A 19341-nucleotide genomic window follows, 5' to 3' on the forward strand; every position below is an offset into this window, starting at 1 on the left:
TTTTCTTTAACCCTTAAACTTCAACGATTATGGCTCAACCTTATGTTGGCGAAATACGAATGTTTGCAGGTAATTTTGCCCCCTCGGGATGGATGTTTTGCGAAGGGCAGCTTGTCCCTATTTCGGAATACGAAACCCTTTTTAACCTCATTGGAACGACCTACGGCGGGGATGGCCAATCAACCTTTGCCCTTCCCGATTTGCGTGGACGCCTTCCTATTCACCAAGGGAGTGGATTTATTTTGGCCGAAACTGGTGGTGCCGAAGAAATTACCTTGACAGTTAATCAAATTCCAGCCCATTCCCATCCATTTTTGGGCAATGACTCTCCTGGAACTGGAAGCACCCCTGCGGGGGCTACATTTGCCCGAAATGCGTCCGCTGATGGTTATTCCACGGATTCTTCAGGTGGGGTAGTAAATTTTCCACCGCAGACGGTGAGCTCTACTGGAGGATCCCAACCACATACTAATTTTCAACCGTATTTGTGTGTAGATTTTATTATATCCCTATTTGGCATTTTTCCTTCACCTACCTAAAACCAACATTATCATGGATCCATTTGTAGCAGAAATCCGCATATTCCCTTTTAATTTCGCCCCAAGAGGCTGGGCATGGTGCGACGGTCAGTTATTACCCTTGTCTCAAAATACTGCCTTATTTTCACTGTTAGGCACTACTTATGGGGGCAATGGAAAAAGTAATTTTGCCCTCCCTGATCTGCAAGGCCGAGCCCCTATGCACCCTGGGCAAGGGCCTGGGTTGTCATTACACGATTTGGGTGAAACTGGAGGCAGTGAAACCGTCTCTCTATTAGAAAGTGAGATTCCGTCCCATAGCCACACTTTGCGTGTGGTCAATGACGGAGGGTTACAGTCTAATCCTGGGGGTGCTTATGTCGCACGTGCAGGCGTCTATAATTCATCACCTGGGGGCAATTTTGCTTCAATGTCAGTGAATGCAATGGCACCCGCAGGCGGCGATCAGCCTCATAATAACATGATGCCTTATCTGACGTTTTATTTTAATATTGCATTGCAAGGAGTCTTTCCTCCTCGCACGTAATCGAATGAGTGAAATGTTTTTTAGCGCAAGACCCATTAATGAGGCAGATTTGCCTGCTTTATTAGAAATTTATGCCAGTACTAGGGCCGAGGAATTGGCCCTAGTACCTGACTGGACCGAAGCGCAAAAGCGCACTTTTGTGACCCAGCAGTTTATGGCCCAGCACCAGTATTACCAAGAATTGTACAAAGGCGCAGACTTACAAATCATCGAAACAGAACAGCAGCAGGCAATCGGACGGCTTTATGTGCATTGGCAGTACAGCCCCACCGAAGTACGTATTATGGACATTGCTATCCTGCCACCCTACCGAGGCCAAGGTTTGGGCAGCAAGCTCCTAGAGGCAGTGCTTCGCCAAGGAGCTGATCTTAGTAAATCGGTGACAATTCATGTGGAATACAACAACCCCGCCCTGCATTTGTACGAGCGTTTGGGCTTTAAAAAAATCGGAGAATTTAATACGGTGTACCATTTGTACGAATGGAAACCTGATCCTACCTCTTAACTTTTGTAGAAAATGATTGATACCTTACAAATCACTGATTTTCAACCCTATCTAAATCAGGACTTTACCATCCATTTTGCGTCGGAAACAAGTCACCCTGCTCAACTCACCCGCGTTTCTGCGTGGAGCACTGGTGTCGGCAATTACCGTCAACCTTTTACACTAGAGTTTGAGACAGACATGACGCGTCAGTACTACTTGCAGGGTACTTTTACCTTAACGCACCCCACTGCGGGGGATGTACAACTTTTTATGGTGCCCATCGGCCCTGGTGCCAAAGGGATGCGTTATGAGGTTGTATTTAGCTAAAACGGAGGCTCATCTAGCGGATTTGGGGGTGGAAAGTTCATCCCCATATCGCCCAAATCGTTGGCTTTACTTTTAAAAGTTCCGCCAGTCGAAGCAGGTGGGTTGTCAAACGAACTCGCCGCTTGTGCCCTAGCTTCTGGATTAAACGATGGCGTAGGTGAGGAAGCTGCGCCATAAAAACCATCCAAATCGGCAAATTTGGTGTATTTACCAATAAACCGCAACTGAATGGTATCCAACGAGCCACTACGGTTTTTGGCGACAATCACTTCTCCTACTCCTTGTACTGAATTACCCGCTTCATCTTGCGTAAATCCATAATACTCAGGACGGTACAAGAACGCAACCATGTCCGCGTCCTGCTCGATTGAGCCCGATTCACGTAAGTCAGACAGCTGCGGACGCTTGTCACCACCACGGGTTTCGACGGCACGACTCAACTGCGACAAGGCAATCACAGGGACATTAAGTTCTTTAGCTAAGTTTTTCAACGCCCGCGAAATCGACGCAATTTCTTGTTCGCGGTTTCCTGCCCCCTTGCTGCTATCACCTTGCATGAGCTGCAAGTAGTCAATCACGACCATTTGAATGTCGTGTTGTTGTTTCAAACGGCGGCATTTGGCACGTAATTCCAAAATCGACAAGGCTGGCGTGTCATCAATGTAGATAGGCGCCCGCATCAGTCGGTCGATGCGTTGGTGGAGTTGTGTCCACTCGTGCGGGGCTAAGTTTCCTTTCTTTAATTTTTCACTGTCAATCTCGGCTTCGGCCGAAATCATACGATTGACCAGCTGCACCGCCGACATCTCCAAAGAGAAAATCGCCACGGGCATTCCAAAATCCACGGCAGCATTTCGTAGGCTTGAAACTACAAACGCAGTTTTACCCATCGCTGGCCGAGCGGCAAGAATCACCAATTCGGTAGGTTGCCAACCCGACGTGAGGCGGTCGAGTTGCGTAAAACCTGAGGGGACGCCCGTCAGACCGTCTTTTTGTTCGCGACGGCGCTCCAACTCGCGTAATGCCTCGGTCATGAGCGCGCTCATGTCGGCGTAATTCTTACGGATATTGGATTCGGAAATTTTAAAAAGCGATTGTTCTACGGTATCAAGCAAGGTAAAAACGTCGGTCGTATCCTCAAATGCGTCTTGCAAAATCTTTGACGCGACCGAAATCATTTCTCGCTTCATCGACGCTTGCGCAATCACCCGAGCGTGGTATTCGATGTTCGCTGCGGAGTTTACTTTGGTGGTTAGGGCCGTAATGTACTGTGCTCCACCCACTACTTCTAGCTCGCCCAATTGACGCAGCTGAGTCGTAACCGTCAACAAGTCAATAGGTTCAGAGTTTGTAAAGAGCGTAATAATCGCATTATAGATGCGTTGGTGCGCTTCTTTATAAAAACTGTCCGACTTTAAAATATCAATAACCGCGTTGAGCGCGTCTTTTTCAATCATCAAAGCCCCCAGCACTGCCTCTTCCAGCTCAAGTGCTTGAGGTGGAAGTTTTCCTGCACCCGCTCCCGACTCCAACCAGCGGTTATTATTTGCCGCTCGCGAGCCATATCCTGACGTGCCTTTTCGAAGAAAATTATGGGACTTATCGTTTTCCATTTGTGTCAAAATAAACTACTTGATTGCTTCGCACAGTTAATTGTTAACCGTTATTTGTACTGATTACTAACTACTTACTAAAATTTTATACTCGCTTAATTCTATTTTAACCCCACGCCTTTAGGCTGGGGATACAATATGAGAGCTTTACGCGGGCTTTTTTTTCCACCCCAGCCTGAAGGCGTGGGGTTAAAGGAGTTATATGATTGATAGTATCCATTTTAATTTTGCACAATTACTTAGCCTACACGGTTAACGATTAACTGATAACGGTTAACTGTGCTTTATAACTTTTTGCCAAAATTACCTCTATTTCTCCCCGAACCCATTGGTATTCAAGCGCTGCGCACGTTTTACCCGTTTGCCACAACAAACGAGCATTGCGGCCATTTTGATAGTCACCTGAGTATGGCATGTACGTATCGAAGTTATTTAATTTACCAAAAAGCAATATACCATACGTACCTACAGCATTTGCCAAATGAGCAGGCCCGCTGTCTATCCCGATAAAATACTGTGCTCTCCGAATGATTTCCGCCGTTTGTAATAACGAATACTTTCCGCAGGCGTCAATGTACTTGGTACTCCTCACCGAATTTTTGCTTTTTAGCCCAATTTCCACCACCGTATAGCCCAAGTCTTCAATCAACCAATGAATCAACTTTTCCCAATTGGGAACAGACCAATCTTTGGCTGGATAATTGGAACTGCAATGAATCACAATTAGTTTCTGGGGCAAGTTTAAATTCGCAATTATTTGTGTGTCCGCCGCTGGAATATACAATTGGGGGGCGTCATCTTTCATGGGTAAATCAGCACACAATTGAAAGACAGTCAGCAAATTACCTTTTTCAAAGTAATTAAATACAGTTATACCTTTTGCAGCTGCCACTTCATTTTTGTGAACCCTTCCGCTGATGGCGTCCAAATTACTTTGCCAAAATTCAAGGTTATATACTTTATCAAAAACGCCCGAATTAAAAACCAACAAACGGCGTAACACCGTAGGCTGTGCCCACGCTTCATTGATGGCAGGATGCGTAGCGACCAACTCTTTAAAAGCAGGCTTTACAACCCACACTATATAATCGTTTGGGTGTGCTTCTCGTACCTGACGGGCAAGGGGTTCGGCCGCCACAATGTCGCCAAAGTGTTCCGTCCGAATGATAGCCACCAGTTTTTTACGGCCCAAAAATGACAATTTTAACCCCAAAAAACGTACGATTGTGACAAATGCGAGTACGTATTCTTGGGCTATGTAGGTATATTTTCGGTAGCGATGTTTCCAAAGTGTAACAAAATCTGGTAAGCTCATGCCGTTGGAAGTCAAAATCCTATGGTAAGTTTCTAATTACAAAGTTAGCCTAAAAACGGATTTATAAAGAAAGTAATCTATTTTTGGTTCAAAAACGTTTTTTCAATTCGTATGAATGATAAATTTTTCATCCAAGCAGGTGCTTTATTAGGAGCACTTGCCGTGGCGCTAGGAGCTTTTGGCGCCCATGCGCTCAAAGCCATGCTCGAAACCAGCGGCCGAGCCGATACCTTTGAAACGGCCGTAAAATACCAGTTTTACCACGCCATTGGCCTCGTTTTGATTGGTATTTTACTCCAAAACTGCGCCGTCAGTGCTGAGCGCTTTTACAACTGGTCGGGCTATGCCTTTTTGGTGGGCGTTGTTATTTTTTCGGGCTCGCTGTACACCATTTGTTTTACAGGAATTCGCGCCTTTGGCGCTGTCGCGCCCATTGGTGGTACGCTGATGATTATTGGCTGGGTGCTTCTGCTGCTCGCCGCTGGTAAAAAGTAAGCACACCTTTCCATCAAAAAAGGCTGCCCAATAAGGCAGCCTTTTTTTTATTGTATTCACAGACTAGCCACCGAGTGCTGTCATGTATTGTTGCAACAACGCCTCGTATTTCTTGGCAGCGGCATCCTGTTTTCCTTCACGACACGCATTTGCAAGCGTTTGAAGGATGTACAATTGGATATTACTGTCTTGGTTGGTATGGTGCTGAATGTTGTATTTCAATACCGATTCTGCCCGCGTCGCCATTGTATTGGCAATTTCAAGTCCTTTTTTGGTTTCGCCCAAGTTCAACAAGAACCCTACGTAGTTGGCCGAAATTTGGTCGTAAGGAATGGTCTTGTCTGGCATTTTGGCCAAAATAAAGTTCATGGCCGCCTTGGCTTTGTCATTTTTACCTTCGCGAATCAACTGATCCACCAAACGCATGAACGCGATACGCGCCGAGAAAGCTGGCGAACCTTTGAACGTACCATCGTAGTAGGTATTGGCATTGTCAAGCTCACGCCAGAAGGTCTTCTTCATCAAGTTTTCGCTCATGATGTCGGTATTTACGTAACCGTCTGATGCACCTGGAACACGCACAGGCAACAAGCGATACGCATACCCTTCCAACTGCATGTACTCTTTCAAGTTGAGGTAGTTTTCGTTGGTCAACGTTCCCGAGAAATAAATCGGACGCTTCCAGTCGTTGGTCGCGATGATGTCGAGCATAATAAGGTCAGACTTGTACAAATCACGCTTACCGATGTTCCACTGCATGGTATCTTTTACAAACGACGACAACTCCGATTTAAGGATGTTCATCTTTTGCACTTGTTCTGGATTAATACCCAACACCAACACCGACGATGGCAAAATGCTCGTCATTTCTCCGCTCGTCAATGGCACCTGAATCGCCGCGTTATTTTGTTTTACCAACGACATGTATTCTTTCAAATTGATACCATTTTTCACGGCTGGCATTTCGTAGAAAGGCACAATGTCGTTTTTACCTGCCGCAAAGTTGTCGTACTCCAATGAAATAGGAAGTGGTTGCGACTCGTACGTTTTACGCTTCATTTGGCTAATGTACCAGTCAGTACCCAACAAGCTCAAGTTACAAACGCGCACGTCGGTACGGAAGCCTTCTACTTCTTGCACGTACCAAAGCGGGAAAGTGTCGTTGTCGCCTCCCGTAAACAAGATGGCGTTTGGCGCGCAAGAATTTAACAAGTTCTTGGCAAAATCAACCGAATGATAACGGTGGCTGCGGTCGTGGTTGTCCCAACCTTTAGCCCCCATCAACAACGGCGCCGTCAATCCCAAAGCCGTAGCAATCCCCGCACGCGTAGCGGCCGATGGCAAAAACTTGGTCAAGAAATCGTAAATAAACAAGACACCGAGCCCAATCCAGAACGCAAAAATGTAGAACGACCCTACGTAAATATAATCACGTTCGCGCGGCTCAACTGGTGGAGAGTTGAGGTAAACCACGAGGGCAATGCCCATCATCAAAAACAACAAGCCCGTTACCAAGAAATCGGTACGACGGCGGAAAGCTTGAATGACAATTCCCAAAAGGCCCAAAATAAACGGAATCATGTAGAAATTATCACGAGCTCGGTTGTTGGCCATTACATCGGGCAAACCTTCGTTAGTATCCCACGGACGAAGTCCGCCCGCGCCTTCTTCGTCGCTCTCACGACCTACGAAGTTCCACAAGAAATAACGCCAGTACATGTGCCCCAACTGGTGCGAGAAGAAAAACGACAGGTTGTCGCCCATGCTTGGTTTTTGACCTTCGGCCAAATTAAGCTTGTCGCGGTACAACTGCGGGTGATTCCCTTGGTTGCTGTGTACGCGAGGGAACAACATTTGTTGGTTTTTCTCATAAACATACTCTGGACGGTAATCGGCAATGACATAACGACCGTTTGATTTACGGTAAATTGGTTCGCCGCGCTCCGAATTGATAGGACGTGCCGTAAACACAGGCCCGAACAACAACGGACGGCTACCGTACTGCTCGCGTTTTAGGTACGAAACGTAGCTGATAACGTCGCTAGGGTCGTTTTCGTTGATTGGAGGATTGAAGTTAGAGCGAACCAACACCAAGAAATACGAAGCGTAGCCAATCAAAACAAACGCAAATGACAACAAGGCCACGTTCCAAATTTCTTTTTCTTTTTTGGCTGTGTAGCGAATTCCCCAAATCAAGGCGCCCACAAATAATAACAAAAACACCACGATACCCACCGAGTAAGGCGTACCCAAGGTGTTGACAAAGAAAATTTCAAATTTACCCGCAATCGATGGTAACCATACGATTACGCCTGAATTGATAATCAAAAGTACAACCAAGCCCCCAACAAACGCGGCGATTCCCCCCCACAAAGTAGGTTTGTATTTTTTGAAATAATACACCAACGCCAACGCAGGCAAGGTCACCAAGTTGAGCAAGTGAACGCCGATTGACAACCCTACTAAGTAGAAAGTAAAAATCAACCAACGGTTGGCAGCGGCTTCATCTTCGATGCGTTCCCATTTCAACACCGCCCAAATAACGATGGCTGTAAAAAACGACGAAAGACCATACACCTCGGCTTCGACCGCCGAAAACCAGAAAGAATCAGAGTACGTGTAAGCCAATGAGCCCACAAGCCCTGAACCTACCACGGCGATGATTTCGCCCATTGAAAGCTCGTCGTCTTGTTTACCCAAAATTTTGCGGGCCAACAATGTGATGCTCCAGAATAAAAATAAGATGGTAAAAGCACTTGATACCACCGACACCATGTTAATCCAGTACGCTACTTGGGTGACATCGCCCATGGCCAACATCGAAAACAGACGGCCAATCAGCAAAAATAGTGGTGCTCCTGGAGGGTGTGGTACTTGGAGTTTGTACGAACAGGCGATAAACTCGCCGCAGTCCCAAAAGCTTGCTGTACGCTCTACGGTAAGTACATAAGTGACTAGCGCTATGGCAAATACGAGCCAGCCAGAGAGGGTGTTTATTCGGTTAAATTTAGACATGAATAATTAGTAGAAATGTGAAAAGTCTTGAGTTTACAATCAGTACATTGGGACACCAATTGGGTTGCTACTTTGGCATTCTTCTACGAAAGCCGTGCCAAAATTAGCAAATTCGGTAGAAAGCCGACGAAACGTCGGTCTTAAAAGTTGTTAAAAGAAGGATATTATCCAAGAAGCGTCGTCAACTCGCTTATCATCATGGCGGTAGCACCCCACACTTTATGCCCCTGAATATCGTAAAAAGGGGTTTCGATGGTAACCCCGCGCACTTCGAGCTGCGTACGGCCTATCACCCCTTCGTCGAGCAGCTCATCGAGGCTCACTTCGAGAACAGCCTCTACTTCGCGAGGGTCGGGGTAAAAGTCGGGTTTGTAGGGGAGTTTGCCCACCACGGGCAGCACAAAGAAGTTGCTGGGAGGGATAAATAATTCCGTCAGTTTACCCAGCACTTTCACGTCGGCGGCTTTGATGCCAATTTCTTCTTGGGCTTCGCGAAGTGCGGTACGTATCAAGTTTTCGTCCGTTTTTTCATAACGTCCTCCTGGAAAAGCCATTTGGCCTGCGTGTACTCCGTCGTATTTGGGGCGGAGAATGAGGGGGGCAAAGATTTTATCGCGGTAAGGATAAAACAAAATCAAGACGGCCGAGCGGCGCGTTTTTTCGTTGGGCTGAGCTTTCAACCGCAGCCGATTGGCCGAGGCCATTTTAAGATGCGCGTCTTGCCCCGGCAGTGGCAACTGCAGTTGTTGTTCGAGGTGATGTATAAAATCGTGAAACGGCATCGTTACTTTACTAATACTTTTACGAAAGCGCAATTTAGCGGTATTATGCTTTTATTAATCTTTTTTTTACAAAAAACTAATGATTTTCTTGCACAATTTTCAAAATAATTGCCTACCGCAGCCCCCGTGTAACTGCCCGTCGCACCGTTTTGTTTGGAAGCACTAGACGCTATGTTGCTAATTTCTATTGATTTCTAGGGGAGATCGTGGAAGAGGGGTGACTCGTAGGGGCTTGTGGGCGGGGATTCTCAAATCCCCGCCCACAAGCTAAGACAATCGGGGTTGTGAGCAATCCCTTCGTTGGGATTTGAGAATCCCAACGCACGATTAAACATACTTTTAAAGAACATACGTTCCGAACGCACCATCGGGAAGAATACTTCCTAGCCGTGGGCGGGGATTCTCAAATCCCCGCGAGGCCACAAGTAAAGACAATCAGGGTTGTGAGCAACCCCTTCGTTGGGATTTGAGAATCCCAACCCACGATTAAACATACTTTTAAAAAACACACTTTCCGCACGCACCATCGGGAAGAATACTTCCTAGCCGTGGGCGGGGATTCTCAAATCCCCGCGAGGCCACAAGCGAAGGCAATCGGGGTTGTGAGCAACCCCTTATTTGGTGAGCTCGACGGTGTAAAGCCCGAACACATCGAGGACTATTTTGGTACAGGTGTTTTCTTTGACTTTGAAGGTAAACGACACCGAAGAAACGGAAGTACCACTGGTAGCAAATGTGGTTTCTACATCCCCACCTATTACCTTCCAAGTGGACTTGGTAACGGGACTGCCCAAAAATAAATTGCCTGGGTCGTTGATGGTACCATCGGCATTGAAAGTGAGCGTACCTGTACCCGACTCCTCACTATCCTCGATGACGACGGCTTTCCACGTACCTACCAGATTTTTATCAATGGCAGGGGCGACGCACTCCTCGGTTTTGGACTTACAACCGACCAATAAAACAACAATAACAAAAAAGGAAGCAAGACTTTTGAACATAAATGGATGGTTAAATGAAAAGAATTATTGAATGTGTTTGAAAAGCGTTTGGGCAAAATCACTGCGTAAGGTTTTATCTACTAAGTCGTTGTGGAGGTCGGAGTACAGAATATGTTGGTTATCAGTGGTTTTTAGGACAAAATTGAGGTTGTGCAAATCATTAGTGGCTGCACCTCGGCTGGCTTGGGAGGTTTCGCGGTAATCGGCAATGGTGACCAAAAGGTAGCTTCCATCTGCAAGAGTTTGGGCGTGTTGCATCACAAAATCTCCCAGCCGTGTTTGTTGCCCTTCTAAGTAAGGTTGGAGGGTTTGTGGCCAATTGGGGTTAGAAACGGCTTGTTTGGCCACGGTGATAGAAAGCTCCTCGGCAAAAGCCTCGCCTACGGCTGGGTCTTTTTTTAACTGCTTGATTAAGCTTTGCGTACCCGATTTGGTACGGTAGTTTTGGAATAAGCGGTAGCCTACATACACAGCAGCAGCTCCTGTTAAAAGTAAAATTCGGGTTTTCATAAAATTAGGGGTTTAGAAATGTAATGGTACGTGGGCTAATGTCTTCAAATTTCCAGCCCTCAGTAAGTCCTGCGGCTTCTAATGCTTCTTTGAGCGGCTCGCTCACTACTTTGAATAATTCCCGACTGATAAAATAATCGTGGTATTTGTCTAATACAAAATCATGAATATCTAATACAGAACCCTTATCAAAAAATGTTCCCCTTTTATCTAAGTAGTCATTTTTACTATGAATGCCAAGTTCGACCGCTGTTTGTATGATGCCACTTTTCCTATCAGCATAAGCGCATTTTTCAAAAGCTATTTTGGTTTCTTCGCCCAACTGAAAAATGTAATAATCTAATTTTTCGCCTTTGTACATCAGTTTAGCAGGGTAAAACTTATGCCGAGGAAGATAGAAAGCAGTGATAGTTTCTTTGAACTGTTCTGATACTAAAAAGCAAGAACTTATTGTGTAATGACCGACAACAAAATCATAGGCATTGAGTTTTATCCAATCGAATTTTTTTTTTCTTTTGCCATACAATTCCTTCAATACAAAAAAATCAAAAACAGGTACATCGTCAATAAGAGATGTATTATTGATAGATTTTTCGATGGGTTGCTTAAAAAAATTCTTTGTATCACCTCCATCAGGGATGAACTCAGCCCCCTTCATTTCGGGGGATAAATAGGCAGAAGGATAAATTTTTTGCCCAGGTCTTATTTCAATTTTTAATTGGTAAAATTTCATTGGCAATTGATAGTTAATGAATTGAGAGGATTACCATTTACGCCAGTGGCAGGTGTTGCTGTTGCACAAACGCCTACTACTTGGCTTTTAAGGCAACTAATATACCTCTTTATGCTTTTGATAGCGTCAATTTTATCTTGTGGACTCCACGAAGGCGAATAACTACCTAATATACTCGCCAGAAATGTTCTAACTTGGTTGTCATACTTTGGGGCGTTACCATGGTGCCCTTCTTTTACAACAGAGCCATTAGGAAGTGTCATGTTTTTATAAGCTAACATCATTACCCCGTTTTCTTCACCTGCAAAATCAAAGTTATGATTATTCTGAAAACCCCAATGTAACAATTCTTGCAACTTTGTATTTTCGCTTAGTATATTATGAGATAACACATGGTGGGCTTGGAAGTTATAGCCTGTTAAAAATATGTTTTGAAAAAAATCATCAAAACTACTAACACCTTGAAAAGCAGGATGGTTGGGATACAAATGGCGGTTATTCCAATATTGAGAAGCCAATTGATAACTCTTTGCTGTTGTTGCTAATCGTTGCCTGAAAACGGTTTTATCCAGCACATAATTTTTCCAATCAGCAAAACCACTAAGGTCTTTGAATACTTTTTTTAGTAACTTACACTCATCGCCAGCCGCCACACGTTTATTAGGGTTAGGCGAGGTAACACAGCTTCCCTCATACACCTCCACATCGACTTTACGTCGAGTTGGAACACCATTTACGATTTCTTCTACTTCTACATCATAGAGGGTTTCTTTCTTTGTCCAGCCCGCTGGGATAACTTTATCGGTAAACTTGATGGCTTTGTCTTTGAATGTAGCAATGACCTTGCCGCCTGCATCCAAGATTTGTTTGTTTTTATGGTCAATTTTGGCACCGATGCTTGATAGACCACTCACCACTGTACTCAATGACCCCTTAATTACTTTTCCATAATTGGGGAGGAGTTTAGGCGAAAGGCTGTTTTTGTGGCTCGTCATTTGAGCTAACCAGCCCGTTTGTGTCCGCAAGGTATTGAGTTTAGTGCGAGCCGCTTGCGTAAATGTTCCCCAACTGGGTTTGAATTTATTGACCAAGTTTTTGAACACAGGCCCTGCTGCTTCGGCAAAATCAAAGCTACTCAAGGCCAAATTGATGGCTAACTCCGACTTAAACTTGGATAAATCACCATTGCTTTCTTCGAGGGCCGAGATAAACGCATCGGCTACGTTTGTAACAACCACTTCGGACACCGAGGCACCTCCGCCCGTAGCAATCATTACTCCCACATCAAAGACCAATTTAGAGCCTGCATCGGCGAAAGCATCACCTGCCGTTTGGCCTCTTTTTGGATAAAAGACCTTGTATTCGCTTCCACCATAAGGCACGTAGTAGTACACCTCTTGGTAGAGATTTTCGTAGGTTCGCATGACATAGTACTTTTTGCCATTGCTAAAGACCGACCAAAAATCGTAGCTGGGGCCATGTACTTGTCCCCAAAAGCGGCGTACAGAATCTACCTTGTTGTCACATTTGCTTTTCTAGAGGTATGGCTCGTGGGTGTAGTAGCTCAAATTACCTGTGGCTCGTAGAAGGGGATTCTCAAATCCCCGCGAGGCCGCAGGTGAAGACAATCGGGGTTGTGAGCAACCCCTTCGTTGGGATTTGAGAATCCCAACGCACAAAGAGAATTCCAACGCACGATTAAATCCCAATCTGTAATCGTAAACCAGGTTGGACGCTTTTGAAGAAGCCGTTAAAATAGATTTCGGGCTGTATCTTAAACATGCCATAGGTCGTGACCGTCATTGAAAAATTCCAGGTGTTTTTGTCAAAAATAGGCCCATTTCTGGTCACCGAATGCCCCAAATACGCACCAAACAGTACTTTTTCGGTATTTATGCGTTTCGATGAGGGGCGTCTAAAATCATAAAAAGTAACGCCCACCTGCACAAAACCATTGCTATGGGTCGTAAAACGCCTGGTTTGGTCGTTGCGCTCGGTAAAAAACATACTCCGCCAACCCAAAGTATAGCCTATCATTTTGTATTTGTTGGGAACAAACGTAAAGTCCACTTGCGAGTTGGGCACCAATTCATTCCGAAATACACCAACCCCAAACGAAGGGTGAACGGCAATAAAATCTTCTTTTTTATTTTGGACTTTTCTGAACATCCTTCCCGACAAAGGCGTGTCGGTGTATTCAAACGAGAAACGCTCGTCGGTCAGGTCGTGCCCCGTGTATTTTTTCACATCCTCCAGCGCCTTCCGTATGTGCGCATTGGCCGTCGAAGTTTCAACAAGTCCCTCGACATCTTCTAAGTTGTTTAAGACAAAACAAAAATACACCGACTCATTTTCAACCCAACTTTTGGCGTTCGGACTTCCTACTTTAATTTGAATGGGAGCAGTGGCATTTTGCACAATGAGCAGGGTATCTTGGGAGGTTTTCAGCAACAAAGGCTCTGGACTTTGCGGCCTAAGTTGGAAGCGTTGTTGGGTCGAAGTATGTTCTTTCAAATCCAGTTGGTACTGCCCGTTGCTGAGGGGTTTGTAGATGACCGTACGCGCATTGGTCGTTTCTTCCAGCCCCGTTTTTATTTTCTTAAAATCCCTGACAAACAACGCAAGGGTAGAGTCGATGTTTTGAAACTGTTGTAAACTGCGCACGTTGGGGGCATACACAATAAGCTTGTTCCCTTTTTCCAAGTCAAATTGGTAACGACTGTGCTTTTCGAGTACCCAAAGTTTTGTTCCTGGCAAATTTTGGGCAAAAGCGTGGCTAAGGATGCTCGCTACGAGCATCGTTGTGATGAGGGTTTTCATGGTAATTACGGGGTTTTGAGTGTTTTAATCTTTTCTTCTGAGGTACGTCATGATGCTACTTGCCGACTGATTACTGCTGTTGGTTTGCCAGTTAATCACCACAAACCCTTTGGCTTTGGCCTCTTTTTCGCGGGCTTCGGCCATTTCTACTTTCTGATAATCAACCAATTCATTGGCATGGACGATTTTAAACGAAGGCTTGGTTTTGTTTTTGGTAATAGAAAAACGGGATGGTTTTACCGCAGCTGTCTGACTCGCTTCGGGCATTGACGCCGCAGCTACTTCGGGAGTTGTGGGAACAGCCTCCGCCTTGGCGACCACCAGAGGTTCAGGTTCAATGGCTGGAAGTGTTGCTTCGTGGTTTGGCTCGGTTTCGGAAAGGGTCGGAGCAGGCGCAAAGTGGGGCGCAGGCGACGATGCCACCGCTAATTTTTTGCGAACAATCAACCGTTCGGGTGTCACTTTTGGGCTAGTCTTTTCCTTCGTTACTGTGATTAGAGGCTGGTTAGACAGCACCTCAACACGCTGGTTTGCTACTTGATTATCCGTTCTTTTACCAACAAACCACTGCATTCTCCAGCCCACTCCTCCTACCAACAGCAGTAGCCCTACCGCTGCGGCAATGCGGTAACGAATGTCCTTTTTTTGACGGACAAACAACGGTTTTTCTTTTGCAACAGGATGGAGTTCGGCCTGTAATTGCTGCCAAACCATCCCCGACCGAAAATTTTCGGGTGGACTATCGAGGCTGTCCAGTTCTCCCCTCACCCATTCGTCAAATCGTTCCGTATTGCTCATAGCCTCTTTGTTTTAAAAGTTGTTGTAACATGGCCCTTGCTTTGCTCAACTGGGACTTGGAAGTGCCGACGTTGATGTTCAATTGTTGGGCGATTTCTTCGTGTTTAAATCCTTCAACGACGTACAAATTGAACACCATTCGGTAACCTGAGGGCAATTCGAGCAGTGTAGCATAGATGGCTTCCGCATCAATCGACGCATCGGGAGGTTCTATTTGATAGGCGTTATCCGCTTCGTCGGTATCCGTAAACACGGGCAATGCCTTTTGTTGACGAAGATGCATGAGGGCTTCGTTGACCATGATACGTTTGAGCCAGGCTTCTAGGCTGGGGTCATCGCGGTATTCAAAATCGGGTAAGCCTCTAAAAAACTTCAAAAAACCATTCATCAGCACTTCTTCCGCGTCTTGGCTGTGCCGAACGTAACGCATACAAAGCCGAAACAATCGCGCGGCAAAGCCCTCGTACAGCCTATTCTGCGCGAATCGGTTGTTTTCTTTGCACATTTCAACAACTTTATGCCAGCGATACACGGGTTTGCTTCGTTTGGTTTCAATGATAGAAATGCAGAAATAACCCCATGGGTTGCCTGAAGAGTAAAAAAAATTTAATGCTGCTTATGGTGAGCGGGGATTCTCAAATCCCCGCGAGACAACAAATGAAGATAATCGGGGTTGTGAGCAACCCCTTCGGTGGGATTTGAGAATCCCAACGCACGATTCAGCCAATACTTTCTAGCCGTGAGCGGGGATTCTCAAATCCCCGCGAGGCCAAAAGCGAAGACAATCGGGGTTGTGAGCAACCCCTTCGTTGGGATTTGAGAATCCCAACGCACACCTTAAGAATCCCAACGCACATGCCACACTTGCCCTTTCCCTACTTCCCATAAAGCTTCACCAAGCACTCCGCCACAAACGTACCGTCTAAGGCCGCTGACATGATGCCGCCCGCGTAGCCTGCCCCTTCACCACACGGGAAGAGGCGCTTGGTTTGAATATGTTCTGCCGTTTCGCGGTCGCGGGGGATGCGCACGGGTGACGACGTCCGACTTTCGGCCCCAATCAACTGTGCCTCGTTTGAGACATACCCCTTCATTTTTTTCCCAAAATCTTGCAAACCCAACCGCAGCGGCTCGGCAATGTGCGGCGGCAAATACTCGCGCAAATCCAGCGACTGTAACCCAGGTTGGTAGGAAGTTTCCAACAAACTGCCTGACGTGCGCTGTTTGATAAAATCCTGCACCCGTTGCGCAGGCGCTACTTGCCCGCCCCCCGTGATGGCACAGGCTTTTTGTTCTATTTTCTTTTGAAGTTCTAGTCCCGCCAACGGTCCAAACTTGGCAAACGGCTTTAAATCGGCTTCTTCGATGCTCACCACCATGCCCGAATTGGCAAAACGTGAGTCGCGCCGTGAAGGCGACATGCCATTCACCACCAACTCACCTGGCGCCGTGGCCGCTGGGACAATAAACCCACCTGGACACATACAAAACGAAAATACGCCCCGCTGCACGCCATTGACGCGGGTTTGGGTCACCAAACTGTACGAAGCCGCGGGCAAATACGCCCCCCTGTCGGCACAATGGTACTGTACCGAATCAATCAGGCTTTGGGCGTGTTCAATCCTCACCCCTACGGCAAAAGGTTTACTTTCAATGTAAACGCCTCGTTGATGGCACAATTCAAAAATATCGCGGGCCGAGTGTCCCGTCGCCAAAATCACCCCCAATCCTACGTATTCTTTACCGTCGGACGTGATGACACCGCGCATTGTTTCAGACTGGTTATCCAGTATAAAATCCGCCACTCGAGTGTTAAAATGCACTTCTCCGCCTGCTTGCAGAATGCTTTCGCGCATGTCGGCAATCAGCGGTGGGAGTTTGTTGGTGCCAATGTGCGGATGGGCATCGTATAAAATTTGTTCGGTAGCCCCGTGCGCCACCAAGATTTCCAAAATTCGTCGTACATCGCCCCTTTTGTTGGAACGAGTATATAATTTACCGTCGGAATAAGTCCCCGCTCCGCCTTCGCCAAAGCAATAATTGGAATCGGGGTCCACAATGTGTTCTTTGTTAATTGCTGCCAAATCGCGCCGACGCGCTCGCACGTCTTTGCCGCGCTCCAGCACAATGGGTTTGTAGCCCAATTCAATCAGGCGCAAGGCGGCAAACATCCCCGCAGGCCCGCAACCCACAATCACCACTGTAGGCTTTTGGGATACGTCGGGGTAGCTTTTTTGGTAGGCAATCGCTGGCGGAGCCACTTCATCGGCATACACCTCCAACGTCACGTTGACTTTCACTTGCCGTGAGCGGGCGTCAATCGACTGCTTTAGTTTGCGAATTGTGAGGGTTTCGGCTTGTTGTAGCCCCAAATGACGAACCACGTGTTGTTGAAAAGCAGCGTCGTCGAGTGCCACGTCGGGTGGCAGCGTAAGTTGAAATGATTGATACATTTGAAAGGGATTTAGCCTTTAAAAAGCGCAAAGGTACGTCAAATCCCTAAAATTGCGAGTAGCTCGGCCTTTTTCGTACGTGATACGCTCACTTCACTTTCGTCGGTCATCACCACACTTCCGCCCTCTCCTTTGATGTAACGCGCTACCTGACCAACATTGATAAGGTGCGACTTATGAATACGCACAAACCCATTTTCTACCAAAAAAGGCTCAAAGTCAGCCAGCGGTTTGGAGGCCATCACCTTTTTATGTTGGGTCAAAAAAATGGTGCAATAACTTCCCATTGCTTGTAAACGAATAATATCCGATAACGGCAAAAAAAGCACGCCGTTCATTGATGGCACCGATAGGCGCTTGAGCGGTTGGGGGGCATCTTGGAGAATAACCTGGGAATCTTTCGCTTGCAATTGACGGTTTTGCTCCTGAACTCGCTGGTATTCAGCCAATAGTTTTTCGTTTTCTTCCAAACGTTTCAGCGACAATGAGCGCGCATCGTCGGCTTCTTGCCGAAAAATACGAAAGCGGTCGGCCAGGGCAAACGAAAAAAGCGCCGCTTCTAACATTGTCCCAATAGGGAAAGCATTATATACCAAAAAATGAGTACTCGTAATAATTCCCATTTTCCACAACGTAATAACGACCACCGAGCCAAGAAATACCGTCCACCCCAACAAATAAAACCGAGCTTGTCGTAGTCCCTTCCAAAAAACGGTGGTGGCCGTTGTCATCAGCAAAGCACAACTTATCAAAAATGAGAGCATTGTAAGGTTGTTAGACAACGGACGAACATTAAAAAATTCAAGCATCGGCAAGCAAGATACCATCCCCAAATATACTTGCAGAATACGATGCAAGCGCGGCACAATGGCCTTGGTTTGAAGAAACTGCATCGCAAACAAAATGACCAACCACGTATTAATCACCGACGGGGTGTCTATCCAACGATTAAAAGATGGATACTCGGGCCAAAGTAAGTCAAAACCAATCCCTTCGAGTCGAATCACCACAAACGTACACGTAATCACATAAACGCAATAGGTAAGATAAAGGCGCTCGCGTAATTGTACGAAAATGAATAAATTATACAAAAACACCAGTAACATCCATCCCAAAAAGGCACCTTCAAAAGTATCGTTCCAGTGTTGCCAACTCGCCAGCGCTTTCTCCGACGCCACGTACATCGACGCCAGCAAAGTAGCATCGCCACTTATGCCAATATAAAGTGTTTGGGGATATGTTCCCAGCGGTACTGTCAGCTGATTATTTTGAAAAAATCGGCTGTTGTATTTTTCTAAAAAGCCTGTCTTGTAGTAGTTTACTTCACCTTTTTGATTAATTACGTACACCTCGACTTTGAAAATATTTTCTTCATCGCAAAGCAGATAAAGAGCCTCAGCCGTTTGGTTTTCGACCAATACCTTCAACCATACTTTTGAGCTGCGGACGCCAAAATTAGGAGCCGTTTTAGTATTTTTTTGAAACGCTTTTGGCGGAAGTTTTTGAAGTTTTTCTATACCAAACAGTTGACTTTTATCTTCATAAAACTCAATATGGTTTCCCAGCGAAATCACCTTCGTTTCCCTGTATTGAAGTACGGAGTGTGGCTGACTCTTTCCCGAAAAGGTGCTTAATAAGCATCCTAACAAAAACAATATATAATATCTCACAGGTCAAAGAAAGTATGTCTTATAATGTGATTTGTGTATTACAAAAGTTGGAATTCTTCAGAGTATATATACGTAAGTATATTTTTCTTCTAAAATTGATACAACAATAAGCTTTTTATATCTATCTTATTTTACCAAACTGTATTGATGTATATTTTTTAAACCCTATTTTTTTTACTTAAGTATCATTTTCAATACATTCACATCAACATACGCGATTTATGGGACTACTTTGTATGCTTTTCAAGGCTAGACGC

Annotated in this window: 18 protein-coding genes; 5 read left to right on the forward strand and 13 right to left on the reverse strand. The window is 45.8% G+C overall.

Going from position 1 to position 19341, the window contains the following annotated elements; translation table 11 throughout:
• The first annotated feature begins 29 nt into the window (after positions 1 to 29).
• Genes DTQ70_RS12615 through DTQ70_RS12630 form a run of 4 tightly spaced genes read left to right on the forward strand, consistent with a single transcriptional unit; the run spans position 30 to position 1879 of the window.
• Complete coding sequence (locus DTQ70_RS12615) at positions 30 to 539, forward strand: phage tail protein (RefSeq protein ID WP_122931129.1); 510 nt, start codon at positions 30 to 32, stop codon at positions 537 to 539.
• Between the two features lie 13 nt (positions 540 to 552).
• Complete coding sequence (locus tag DTQ70_RS12620) at positions 553 to 1065, forward strand: phage tail protein (RefSeq protein WP_206019709.1); 513 nt, start codon at positions 553 to 555, stop codon at positions 1063 to 1065.
• 4 nt (positions 1066 to 1069) lie between these two features.
• A complete protein-coding gene (locus DTQ70_RS12625) occupies positions 1070 to 1570 on the forward strand; it encodes an N-acetyltransferase (protein WP_206019711.1) in 501 nt (166 codons plus the stop codon).
• Between the two features lie 12 nt (positions 1571 to 1582).
• Entirely contained in the window at positions 1583 to 1879 is a 297-nt protein-coding gene (locus DTQ70_RS12630; protein WP_122931130.1) for a DUF6916 family protein, read from the forward strand.
• On the opposite strand, the gene dnaB is transcribed toward DTQ70_RS12630, so the two are convergent.
• A complete protein-coding gene (gene dnaB / locus DTQ70_RS12635) occupies positions 1876 to 3492 on the reverse strand; it encodes a replicative DNA helicase (protein WP_122931131.1) in 1617 nt (538 codons plus the stop codon). The genes DTQ70_RS12630 and dnaB overlap by 4 nt on opposite strands.
• Before the next feature lie 259 nt (positions 3493 to 3751).
• Entirely contained in the window at positions 3752 to 4807 is a 1056-nt protein-coding gene (locus DTQ70_RS12640; protein ID WP_122931132.1) for a glycosyltransferase family 9 protein, read from the reverse strand.
• Between the two features lie 111 nt (positions 4808 to 4918).
• Between DTQ70_RS12640 and DTQ70_RS12645 the strand changes: the two genes are divergently transcribed.
• Entirely contained in the window at positions 4919 to 5302 is a 384-nt protein-coding gene (locus tag DTQ70_RS12645) for a DUF423 domain-containing protein (protein WP_122931133.1), read from the forward strand.
• Between the two features lie 63 nt (positions 5303 to 5365).
• On the opposite strand, the gene DTQ70_RS12650 is transcribed toward DTQ70_RS12645, so the two are convergent.
• The 11 genes from DTQ70_RS12650 to DTQ70_RS12700 form a co-directional block, all read right to left on the reverse strand.
• Complete coding sequence (locus DTQ70_RS12650; protein ID WP_122931134.1) at positions 5366 to 8317, reverse strand: DUF2723 domain-containing protein; 2952 nt, start codon at positions 8315 to 8317, stop codon at positions 5366 to 5368.
• Positions 8318 to 8481: 164 nt separating this feature from the next.
• Entirely contained in the window at positions 8482 to 9099 is a 618-nt protein-coding gene (locus tag DTQ70_RS12655; RefSeq protein WP_122931135.1) for a CoA pyrophosphatase, read from the reverse strand.
• Positions 9100 to 9713: 614 nt separating this feature from the next.
• The gene (locus DTQ70_RS12660) at positions 9714 to 10100 is read right to left on the reverse strand and encodes a hypothetical protein (protein ID WP_122931136.1); all 387 of its coding nucleotides are present in this window, start codon (positions 10098 to 10100) and stop codon (positions 9714 to 9716) included.
• A gap of 24 nt (positions 10101 to 10124) precedes the next feature.
• The gene (locus DTQ70_RS12665) at positions 10125 to 10610 is read right to left on the reverse strand and encodes a hypothetical protein (protein WP_122931137.1); all 486 of its coding nucleotides are present in this window, start codon (positions 10608 to 10610) and stop codon (positions 10125 to 10127) included.
• Positions 10611 to 10614: 4 nt separating this feature from the next.
• Positions 10615 to 11343, reverse strand: coding sequence for a hypothetical protein (locus DTQ70_RS12670; protein WP_122931138.1), 729 nt, complete (start codon positions 11341 to 11343; stop codon positions 10615 to 10617).
• Complete coding sequence (locus DTQ70_RS12675) at positions 11340 to 12767, reverse strand: AHH domain-containing protein (RefSeq protein ID WP_122931139.1); 1428 nt, start codon at positions 12765 to 12767, stop codon at positions 11340 to 11342. Before DTQ70_RS12675 ends, DTQ70_RS12670 begins: the two co-directional genes overlap by 4 nt.
• 274 nt (positions 12768 to 13041) lie before the next feature.
• The gene (locus tag DTQ70_RS12680; protein WP_122931140.1) at positions 13042 to 14163 is read right to left on the reverse strand and encodes a hypothetical protein; all 1122 of its coding nucleotides are present in this window, start codon (positions 14161 to 14163) and stop codon (positions 13042 to 13044) included.
• A 24-nt stretch (positions 14164 to 14187) separates the two neighbouring features.
• A complete protein-coding gene (locus DTQ70_RS12685) occupies positions 14188 to 14961 on the reverse strand; it encodes a hypothetical protein (RefSeq protein ID WP_122931141.1) in 774 nt (257 codons plus the stop codon).
• Positions 14939 to 15493, reverse strand: a complete 555-nt coding sequence (locus tag DTQ70_RS12690) for an RNA polymerase sigma factor (RefSeq protein ID WP_122931142.1) — start codon at positions 15491 to 15493, stop codon at positions 14939 to 14941. The genes DTQ70_RS12685 and DTQ70_RS12690 overlap by 23 nt, the downstream gene beginning before the upstream one ends.
• Before the next feature lie 343 nt (positions 15494 to 15836).
• Positions 15837 to 17414: an NAD(P)/FAD-dependent oxidoreductase gene (locus DTQ70_RS12695; RefSeq protein ID WP_122931143.1), complete on the reverse strand. Its 1578-nt coding sequence runs from the start codon at positions 17412 to 17414 to the stop codon at positions 15837 to 15839.
• Between the two features lie 38 nt (positions 17415 to 17452).
• The gene (locus DTQ70_RS12700) at positions 17453 to 18988 is read right to left on the reverse strand and encodes a 7TM diverse intracellular signaling domain-containing protein (protein WP_164489994.1); all 1536 of its coding nucleotides are present in this window, start codon (positions 18986 to 18988) and stop codon (positions 17453 to 17455) included.
• Positions 18989 to 19341 lie beyond the last annotated feature (353 nt).

The sequence above is a fragment of the Runella sp. SP2 genome (assembly GCF_003711225.1).
In the GTDB taxonomy this organism is placed as follows: domain Bacteria; phylum Bacteroidota; class Bacteroidia; order Cytophagales; family Spirosomataceae; genus Runella.

Coding starts and splice junctions, on each gene's coding strand:
- DTQ70_RS12640 (WP_122931132.1), bottom strand. CDS start 4,807: ATGAGCTTACCAGATTTTGTTACACTTTGGAAACATCGCTACCGAAAA.
- DTQ70_RS12620 (WP_206019709.1), top strand. CDS start 553: ATGGATCCATTTGTAGCAGAAATCCGCATATTCCCTTTTAATTTCGCC.
- DTQ70_RS12655 (WP_122931135.1), bottom strand. CDS start 9,099: ATGCCGTTTCACGATTTTATACATCACCTCGAACAACAACTGCAGTTG.
- DTQ70_RS12680 (WP_122931140.1), bottom strand. CDS start 14,163: ATGAAAACCCTCATCACAACGATGCTCGTAGCGAGCATCCTTAGCCAC.
- DTQ70_RS12630 (WP_122931130.1), top strand. CDS start 1,583: ATGATTGATACCTTACAAATCACTGATTTTCAACCCTATCTAAATCAG.
- DTQ70_RS12615 (WP_122931129.1), top strand. CDS start 30: ATGGCTCAACCTTATGTTGGCGAAATACGAATGTTTGCAGGTAATTTT.
- dnaB (WP_122931131.1), bottom strand. CDS start 3,492: ATGGAAAACGATAAGTCCCATAATTTTCTTCGAAAAGGCACGTCAGGA.
- DTQ70_RS12675 (WP_122931139.1), bottom strand. CDS start 12,767: ATGCGAACCTACGAAAATCTCTACCAAGAGGTGTACTACTACGTGCCT.
- DTQ70_RS12645 (WP_122931133.1), top strand. CDS start 4,919: ATGAATGATAAATTTTTCATCCAAGCAGGTGCTTTATTAGGAGCACTT.
- DTQ70_RS12650 (WP_122931134.1), bottom strand. CDS start 8,317: ATGTCTAAATTTAACCGAATAAACACCCTCTCTGGCTGGCTCGTATTT.
- DTQ70_RS12695 (WP_122931143.1), bottom strand. CDS start 17,414: ATGTATCAATCATTTCAACTTACGCTGCCACCCGACGTGGCACTCGAC.
- DTQ70_RS12665 (WP_122931137.1), bottom strand. CDS start 10,610: ATGAAAACCCGAATTTTACTTTTAACAGGAGCTGCTGCTGTGTATGTA.
- DTQ70_RS12685 (WP_122931141.1), bottom strand. CDS start 14,961: ATGAGCAATACGGAACGATTTGACGAATGGGTGAGGGGAGAACTGGAC.
- DTQ70_RS12670 (WP_122931138.1), bottom strand. CDS start 11,343: ATGAAATTTTACCAATTAAAAATTGAAATAAGACCTGGGCAAAAAATT.
- DTQ70_RS12625 (WP_206019711.1), top strand. CDS start 1,070: ATGAGTGAAATGTTTTTTAGCGCAAGACCCATTAATGAGGCAGATTTG.
- DTQ70_RS12660 (WP_122931136.1), bottom strand. CDS start 10,100: ATGTTCAAAAGTCTTGCTTCCTTTTTTGTTATTGTTGTTTTATTGGTC.